At 74.4% G+C, this 6,662-nt stretch carries 6 protein-coding genes and 3 pseudogenes; 1 reads left to right on the plus strand and 8 read right to left on the minus strand.

The genetic code is table 11. The features are described from left to right. A pseudogene (locus GQS09_RS25910) lies at positions 1-363 on the plus strand (hypothetical protein); the annotation flags it as partial. Between the two features lie 61 nt (positions 364-424). On the opposite strand, the gene GQS09_RS25915 reads toward GQS09_RS25910, so the two are convergent. The 8 genes and pseudogenes from GQS09_RS25915 to GQS09_RS25940 all read right to left on the minus strand — a co-directional run. Continuing rightward, complete coding sequence (locus GQS09_RS25915; protein WP_165989979.1) at positions 425-838, minus strand: globin; 414 nt, start codon at positions 836-838, stop codon at positions 425-427. A gap of 174 nt (positions 839-1,012) precedes the next feature. Continuing rightward, entirely contained in the window at positions 1,013-2,173 is a 1,161-nt protein-coding gene (locus GQS09_RS25920) for an ABC transporter permease (RefSeq protein ID WP_313896338.1), read from the minus strand. Beyond that, positions 2,170-2,343: a hypothetical protein gene (locus GQS09_RS30810; RefSeq protein ID WP_243761795.1), complete on the minus strand. Its 174-nt coding sequence runs from the start codon at positions 2,341-2,343 to the stop codon at positions 2,170-2,172. Before GQS09_RS30810 ends, GQS09_RS25920 begins: the two co-directional genes overlap by 4 nt. Positions 2,344-2,388: 45 nt before the next feature. Further along, a pseudogene (locus GQS09_RS30815) lies at positions 2,389-2,517 on the minus strand (ATP-binding cassette domain-containing protein); the annotation flags it as partial. A gap of 86 nt (positions 2,518-2,603) precedes the next feature. Continuing rightward, a pseudogene (locus GQS09_RS30820) lies at positions 2,604-2,918 on the minus strand (ATP-binding cassette domain-containing protein); the annotation flags it as partial. A 125-nt stretch (positions 2,919-3,043) separates the two neighbouring features. Further along, complete coding sequence (locus tag GQS09_RS25930) at positions 3,044-4,075, minus strand: FHA domain-containing protein (protein WP_165989980.1); 1,032 nt, start codon at positions 4,073-4,075, stop codon at positions 3,044-3,046. A gap of 21 nt (positions 4,076-4,096) precedes the next feature. Beyond that, positions 4,097-5,560: a VWA domain-containing protein gene (locus tag GQS09_RS25935; RefSeq protein WP_165989981.1), complete on the minus strand. Its 1,464-nt coding sequence runs from the start codon at positions 5,558-5,560 to the stop codon at positions 4,097-4,099. A gap of 22 nt (positions 5,561-5,582) precedes the next feature. After that, the coding region (locus tag GQS09_RS25940) for a PP2C family serine/threonine-protein phosphatase (RefSeq protein ID WP_243761794.1) at positions 5,583-6,662 on the minus strand (1,080 nt) is incomplete at its 5' end.

Genomic DNA, 6,662 nt, shown 5'->3' on the forward strand with positions numbered 1-6,662 from the left:
CTGCTGCCCCCGCGCGGCGGCTGGCAGCGGCTGGCCGAGCTGCCCGGGGAGGAGGCGCGCGGCGCCGCGGCGGCCGTGGTCGCCGAGTTCCGCAGCCGCACCGAGGCGCTGCTGCCGAAGCAGCGCACCCGTGCCGCACTGGACGGGCTCGCCGAGGAGGTGTGGTCCCGGCCGCTGGCCGCCACCCCGCTGCCGCTCCGGGCCGTGCACGCCGCGCACGCCCTGGGCTTCCTGCGCCCGGACGGCCCGCCGGTGGCGGTGCTCTCGGCCGGGTCCTGGCTCCGGCTGCGCACGGCGCACGGCTCCATCGCCCTGCGCCGTGCCGTCCGTGCCCCGCTGAGCCTCACACCCCTGGCTCCCTGAGTCCCCCGGCCCGGCCCCGGTCCGCGGACACTCCCGGCGGCCGGCGCCGGGCGGCCTCGGGTCAGCCGGGGGTGTTGATCATGGAGCCGGCGGCGAAGACCAGGTAGTTCCAGAGCTGCTGCTCCAGCTCGGGGGCGAGGCCGAGGCTGTCCACGGCATCACGCATATGGCGCAGCCAGGCGTCGTGCGCCGCGCGGTCCACCGTGAACGGCGCGTGCCGCATCCGCAGCCGCGGGTGGCCGCGCTCCTCGCTGTAGGTGCGCGGGCCGCCCCAGTACTGGATGAGGAACAGCCGCAGCCGCTCCTCGGCCGGGCCCAGGTCCTCCTCCGGATACATCGGCCGCAGCACCGGGTCCTCGGCCACCCCCTCGTAGAACCGCCGCACCAGCCGGCGGAATGTCTCCTCGCCGCCCACCTGCTCGTAGAAGGTGGTGGCCGGCAGACTGCCGGGCGGGGTACGAGGAATATCGGTCACCGTTCACTCACCGTTCGCTGTGACTGGTCGCTCTGCCGCCTCCCGGTGGGGAGACCGTTCCATCGTCTCAGACGCCACCGGCCGTGGTCCCGGGCACGGGGTGCGCGGGTGCGCGGGTGCGTGCCGGAGGGGAACGCCGGGGAGGCCCGCCCGGGGCCGCCCGCCGCCGCGCGGTCAGGCGGCGTCCCAGCGGAACAGCCGGGCGGCGACCGCGGTCAGCACCCCCGCGAACAGCAGCAGCCCGCCCATGGTGGGCAGCGCCGCGCCCCAGCTCTCGCCGCGCGAGAGCACCGACATCATCGACTCGTTGAGATACTTCAGCGGCAGCACATGGGAGACCAGGCGCAGCCAGTCCGGCATCTGTTCGGTCGGGAAGAAGGAGCCGGACAGGAACGCCATCGGCAGGATGACCACCTGAAGGGCGCCGTTGGCGGCCTCCTCGCTCTTGGCCAGCGCACCGATCAGCAGCCCCACGGCCATGAACGCCAGGGTGCCGCACCCCACCAGCGGGATGGCCAGCCACCAGTGGCCGGTGAGCTGCAGACCGTAGAACGGGATGGTGGCGACCGCCAGGAACAGCGTCAGCTGCACGAAGGCCAGCCCCAGGCTCACCCCGATCCGGGCGCCGACCACCGAGCCCGGTCCCACCGGTGCCAGCCACAGCCGCCGCAGGATGCGCTTCTTCCGCCAGTTCACCAGCGTCAGCGCGGACATGAAGGAGGCGCCCATGGCGATGGCCCAGCCCAGCAGGCCGGGGGTGAAGAACTGGATCGGCTTCACCGATTCGTCCTCCACCCGGGCGGTGTGCAGCTCATAGGCGGGCGGCTGCCCCGTGGCGGCCACATTGGCGTTCTGCACCAGCGAGTCGACGACCCCGGCCACGGTGCCGGAGCGGGTGGCGTCGGCGGCCGAGTAGCGCAGCTCCACGGCCCCGTCCTCGCCCTGCCAGATCGCCGCGTCCACGTCGCCCTGGCGCACGTCCTCCAGCGCCTGTGCCCGGTCCGAGGCCTTGCGGATCTCCAGCACCTGGGTGACCTGCCGCAGCGCCTCCCCGGACAGCTGGTCCAGCACCTCCACCTCGCCGACCTGCGCGATGGTGGAGCGGGAGGTGCTGTCGTTCTGGAACAGGGCGCCGAACAGCAGCAGGAACATCAGCGGGAAGAGCAGCATGAAGAAGACCGCGGTGCGGTCCCGCACCATGCCCAGGTACATCACCCGCGACAGGCTCAGCAGCACGCCCGGCCGGGTCGGGCCGGGTGCCCGGCGGGCGTCGACGACGGGGCGGGCACCCGGGCCGTGGCGGTCGGCGGGCTCCGGCCGGCTGGTGGGGCTCACTCGCGGTACTCCCGTCCGGTCAGCTGGAGGAAGACGTCCTCCAGGGAGGTCACGCCCAGTTCGCGGATCAGCTCCGCGGGCGGACCGACCCGCAGGACCTTCCCGTGGTCCATCACCGCCACCCGGTCGCACAGTGCCTCGGCCTCGTCCATGTAATGCGTGGTCAGCACCACCGTGCGGCCCTCGGCGTTGATGCCCCGCAGCAGATCCCACAGATTGCGCCGGGCCTGGGGGTCGAGCCCGGTGGTGGGTTCGTCCAGGAACACCAGCTCGGGATCGTGCACCAGTGCGCAGGCGATGGACAGCCGCTGCTGCTGCCCGCCGGAGAGCTGGTCGTCCCGCACGCCGGCCTTNCGTCCCGCACGCCGGCCTTCTCGGTCAGGCCGACCGTGTCCAGCATGGCGTCCGCCCGGGACGCCGGGACGCCGTAGAGCGAGGCGAAGGAGCGGATCTGCTCACGGGCGGTCAGCTTCTCGAAGAACGCCGAGGACTGGAGCTGGACGCCGATCCGGCGCAGCAGTCTGCGGTTGCGCGGCCAGGAGGGCTCGCCGAGCATCCGGGCGGTGCCGGAATCGGGCTCGCGCAGCCCTTCGATGATCTCCAGGGTGGTGGTCTTTCCGGCGCCGTTCGGGCCGAGGATGCCGTAGAACTCGCCGGAGCGGACCTCCAGGGTCACCCCGTCCACGGCCTGCACGTCCCCGTACCGCTTGCGCAGTCCCTCGGCCGTGATGGCTGCTGCAGTCATGCCCGTGATCGTAATCGGATCATCCGCCGCCGTGCTGCGGCGGGTCGCCGGGGCGTACGGCACCGGCGGCCCGGTCGGCCCGGTGACGCCCGGCCCGCTCCGGTACGCGGCGCGGGCGCACGGCGTCAGCCGCGGTACAGGGTCAGGGTGGTCCAGGCGCCCACGTGCACCCGGTCGCCCTCGTGCAGCTGCACCGGGATGAACGGCTGGATGGGCTCCTCGGCGTGGTTGACCGTGGTGCCGTTGGTGGAGTCCTGGTCGACCACCGCCCAGCTTCCGTCCGGCTGCTCGACCAGGATCGCGTGCTGGTGCGACACCCCCGGGTCCTCCGGTGCCCGGGACAGGTCGATGTCGGGGATCTCCCCGGTGGAGTGGCGGCGGCGGCCGATGGTGACCTGTGGCCCGGTCAGCGGGATCTGCTGCTCGGGAGCGTAGGCGGGCAGCACCAGCTGGGCCGCCTCCGGACCGGAGCGCCGCATCATCGCGGTGAAGTATTCGCGGTCCGGGCCGATGCTGACCACCCAGCCGCCGCGGCGCCCGCCGGGGGCCGCCGGTCCGGCTCCGGTGCCCCCGAGGGGACCGGTGGCCGGGCCCGGGCCGGGCGGATAGCCGTAGCCGCTGCCGCCGGGACCGCCGGGACCCGTGCCCTGGCCGCCGTGGGCGGGGGGCGGCGGGCCGGACGGCGGGGTGGGCGGCGGCAGCAGCCAGTCGCCGCTGGGCTCGGACTGCCCGGGATGCGGGCGCGCCGGGGCGTGCCGGACGTCGGGATACCCGCCGCTCATCTGCTGCTCCTGGCCGGCCCCGCCCGCCGGTTCCGGGCGGCCGGGATAGCCCTGGGTGCCGGTGGCCCGGCCGTACTGCTGGCCGGGCGGCGGGCCGTGCTGCGGGGTGGGCGGCAGATAGGTGGTGGGGGAGTTGGTGAGGAAGTTGAACCGGCACTCCTCGCAGAAGGGCGCCATGCCCTCCCGCGGAGTGCGGCACTGCGGGCACGTCTCGGCCGCCATGGTGGCCTCGCCGCCGCCCTGGGTCTGGTAGCCGCCGCCGGTGGGCGGGCCGGGAGGCGGAGGCACCGCGCCACCGGGCGCGGGCATGCGGAGACCGCATACAGGGCACCAGTCGACGGCCATCGACTGGTGGCCGTTCGGGCACGTCGGCATCTGCGCTGCCTCCCCCTCCGCCTACTTCTTCACCCTGACTGTTTTCACGGAGCGCGTTTCCAGTGTCATCTCGTCGGCGTCGGAAACATTCGCCTTCAAACGAACAGTACCGGTCGCCGGGTCGTCCACGTCCACCACCTTGGCGAGCAGCTTCGCGGTTTCCGTATTACCCAGGCTGTGGGCGAGCTGCACCGCTCTGCCCAGTTTCGCGGTGGCGCCGGGATCGTCCCCGGACTTGCGCAGATCCAGCCCCTGCTGGATCGCCTCGGCCAGCTCGGCCTGTCCGGTGTAGTGCGCCACCTGCGGTGATATCCGGGTGGAGGCGGCCAGGTCGGTGGTCCACACCGCCCGGATCAGGGCCTGGGAGAGCACCGTCTCGGTGCCGTCCGGTTCGGCGGCCACCAGGGAGACCCGGCCGGCCAGCATCTCGTGGCCCACCCCGGCGGCCGGGACCCGCACACAGAGGTGGTAGTCGCGGGACTCCTCGCCCCACGAACCGGTGGGGTAGTCGCCCGTGCGCGGCCGGGTCTCGGTGCGGCGGCCGGTCAGATCCTCCATGTACGGCGCCACCTGCTTGAGGAAGACCACCTCGGCACCCGCCGGGTTCCACAGCCGCAGGCCGACATCGGCCACCTCCTTGCCCATGGCGGCCTCCATCATGGCGGTGAAGTCGGCGGCCAGGTCCTCCGGCCGGGCGACGATGTCGGCCGAGCCGAGCAGGGCCGAGGCGATGCCGGTGACCTCGGCCACCTCCCAGTCGGTGCCCACGCCGCGCGCGTCGCAGGTGAACGTCCCGGCGCAGTCGTCCAGGGTGCGGCGCAGGTCGGCGGGCTCCTCGTGCTCGTTGCGGCCGTCGGTGAGCAGGATGCCGTGCCTGATGCGGGCGGTGGTGGAGGCGAACAGGCGCTCGGCGAGCCGCAGCCAGGTGCCGATCGCGGTGCCGCCGGAGGGGGTGAGGCGGCGCAGGGCCTCGCGGGCCTCGGCCCGGGTGGACTCGCCGGCCACGGCCAGCCGGCCGCCCCCGGGGTAGATCTCCCGGGCCTTGTGGGTGCCGGCCACCACGGCGAACGCCACGCCGTCGCGCAGGGTGTCCACGGCGGCCTCGGTGGCGCGGCGGGCGTGGTGCATCTTGGACGGCGGGTAGTCCATGGAGCCCGAGCAGTCCACCATGATCACCACCGCGGCGTCCGGGCCGTCCGTCCCGCCGCCGTCGCCGGGGACCGCGGCGTCGGAGACGGCCGGCGGCCCCGCGGCGGCCCGGCCGGTGCCGCCGGCCGTGCCGGAGGGGTCCCGGAGGGCACTGATCCGCGGATCGGCCGGGCGTGCCGCGGTGTCACCGCCGCGCCCGCCGCCGCCCGTGGAACCTGTGGAACCTGTGGAACCTGTGGAAGCGGTCACGGTGATGATCGCGTTGACCTCGGTGCCGTCCTCCGGCAGGTATGCGTTGTGGTAGACCTCGACCGTGAACTGCGGCGGCTTGGCCATGGCGTGCGGCTCCTGCTTCGGTTCAGCGCGGCTCGGCGCGGGGCATCGGGGGCGGAGCCGTGATGGGCTGCGTCGCGGTGTGCGAGAGCCCGGCCGCCCGGTGGGCCTCGGACTCCTCCGGCTGCAGGCTGATGCCCGCGGTGGGGAACGGGATGACCGCCACGGTGACGTTGTCGTGGCCGCCGGAGTCCAGGGCGTAGCGCACCAGGTGCTGCGCGCTCGCCAGCGGCTGCCGGCGGGCGGCGGCCGGCACCACGGCGGCCATCTGGTCGGCGGAGTCGGCGTAGTTCCACAGTCCGTCGGTGCAGACGATCACCACGCCCGGCCGGTCCGGCTTGAACGCGGCGGTGTGCGGCTCCAGTTCCGGGTTGTCGGCGCCCAGCCAGGCGGTGATGGCGTGCGCGCGGCGGTCGGCCATCGCCTCCTCCTCGGTGAGCAGGCCGGCCTTGACCATCTGGGCGGCCCAGGAGTCGTCCTCGGTGAGCCGGGTGGCATGCCCCCGGCCGTCCATCGGCACCCAGTAGGCACGGCTGTCGCCGACCCAGCCGACGGTGAGCTCCCGGCCCATGGTGATGGCGCTGACGATGGTGCAGGCCGGGGCGTTGCCGGCCAGCGAGGGCTGGTTGCCTCCCAGCTCGGCGACGGCGGCGGCGGCGCGCAGCAGGGCCTCCTGCATGGCCTGCTGGCCGGAGACGCCCCGGGGCAGGGAGCGCAGCAGGGCCTCGCCGGCCGCCTCGGCGGCGGCGGAGGACGCCTCGTGCGGCCGGTTGGAGGAGGAGACCCCGTCGCACACCACCGCGATCACGGCGGGTGAGCCGTCCGGCAGCGCGGTGGCCGAGACGGTGAACGCGTCCTCGTTGCGGTGGTGCCGCAGCCCGATGTCGCTGACGCCCGCGACGCCTTCCAGGCCCCGCTCGACATGGTCCCGGTCGCCCGGCTGGGCACGGCCGCACTCGCCGCAGTAGCCGTCGCCGTCGACCAGGCCGGCGCCGCAGTGGGCGCACTGCACGGTGACGGTGCCGGGCGCGGGCAGCGAGGTGTCCCGCAGCCGCGGGTCCGGCGCCGCCGGGGCGGGCGGCTGGGGCGCACCGGACTGCGGCGC

Source organism: Streptomyces sp. YIM 98790, assembly GCF_011421595.1.
Classification (GTDB): Bacteria; Actinomycetota; Actinomycetes; order Streptomycetales; family Streptomycetaceae; genus Streptomyces.

What these genes read in the sequence shown, in the direction of transcription:
- GQS09_RS25930 (WP_165989980.1), bottom strand. Translation starts at nt 4,075, where the DNA reads ATGCCGACGTGCCCGAACGGCCACCAGTCGATGGCCGTCGACTGGTGC.
- GQS09_RS25935 (WP_165989981.1), bottom strand. Translation starts at nt 5,560, where the DNA reads ATGGCCAAGCCGCCGCAGTTCACGGTCGAGGTCTACCACAACGCATAC.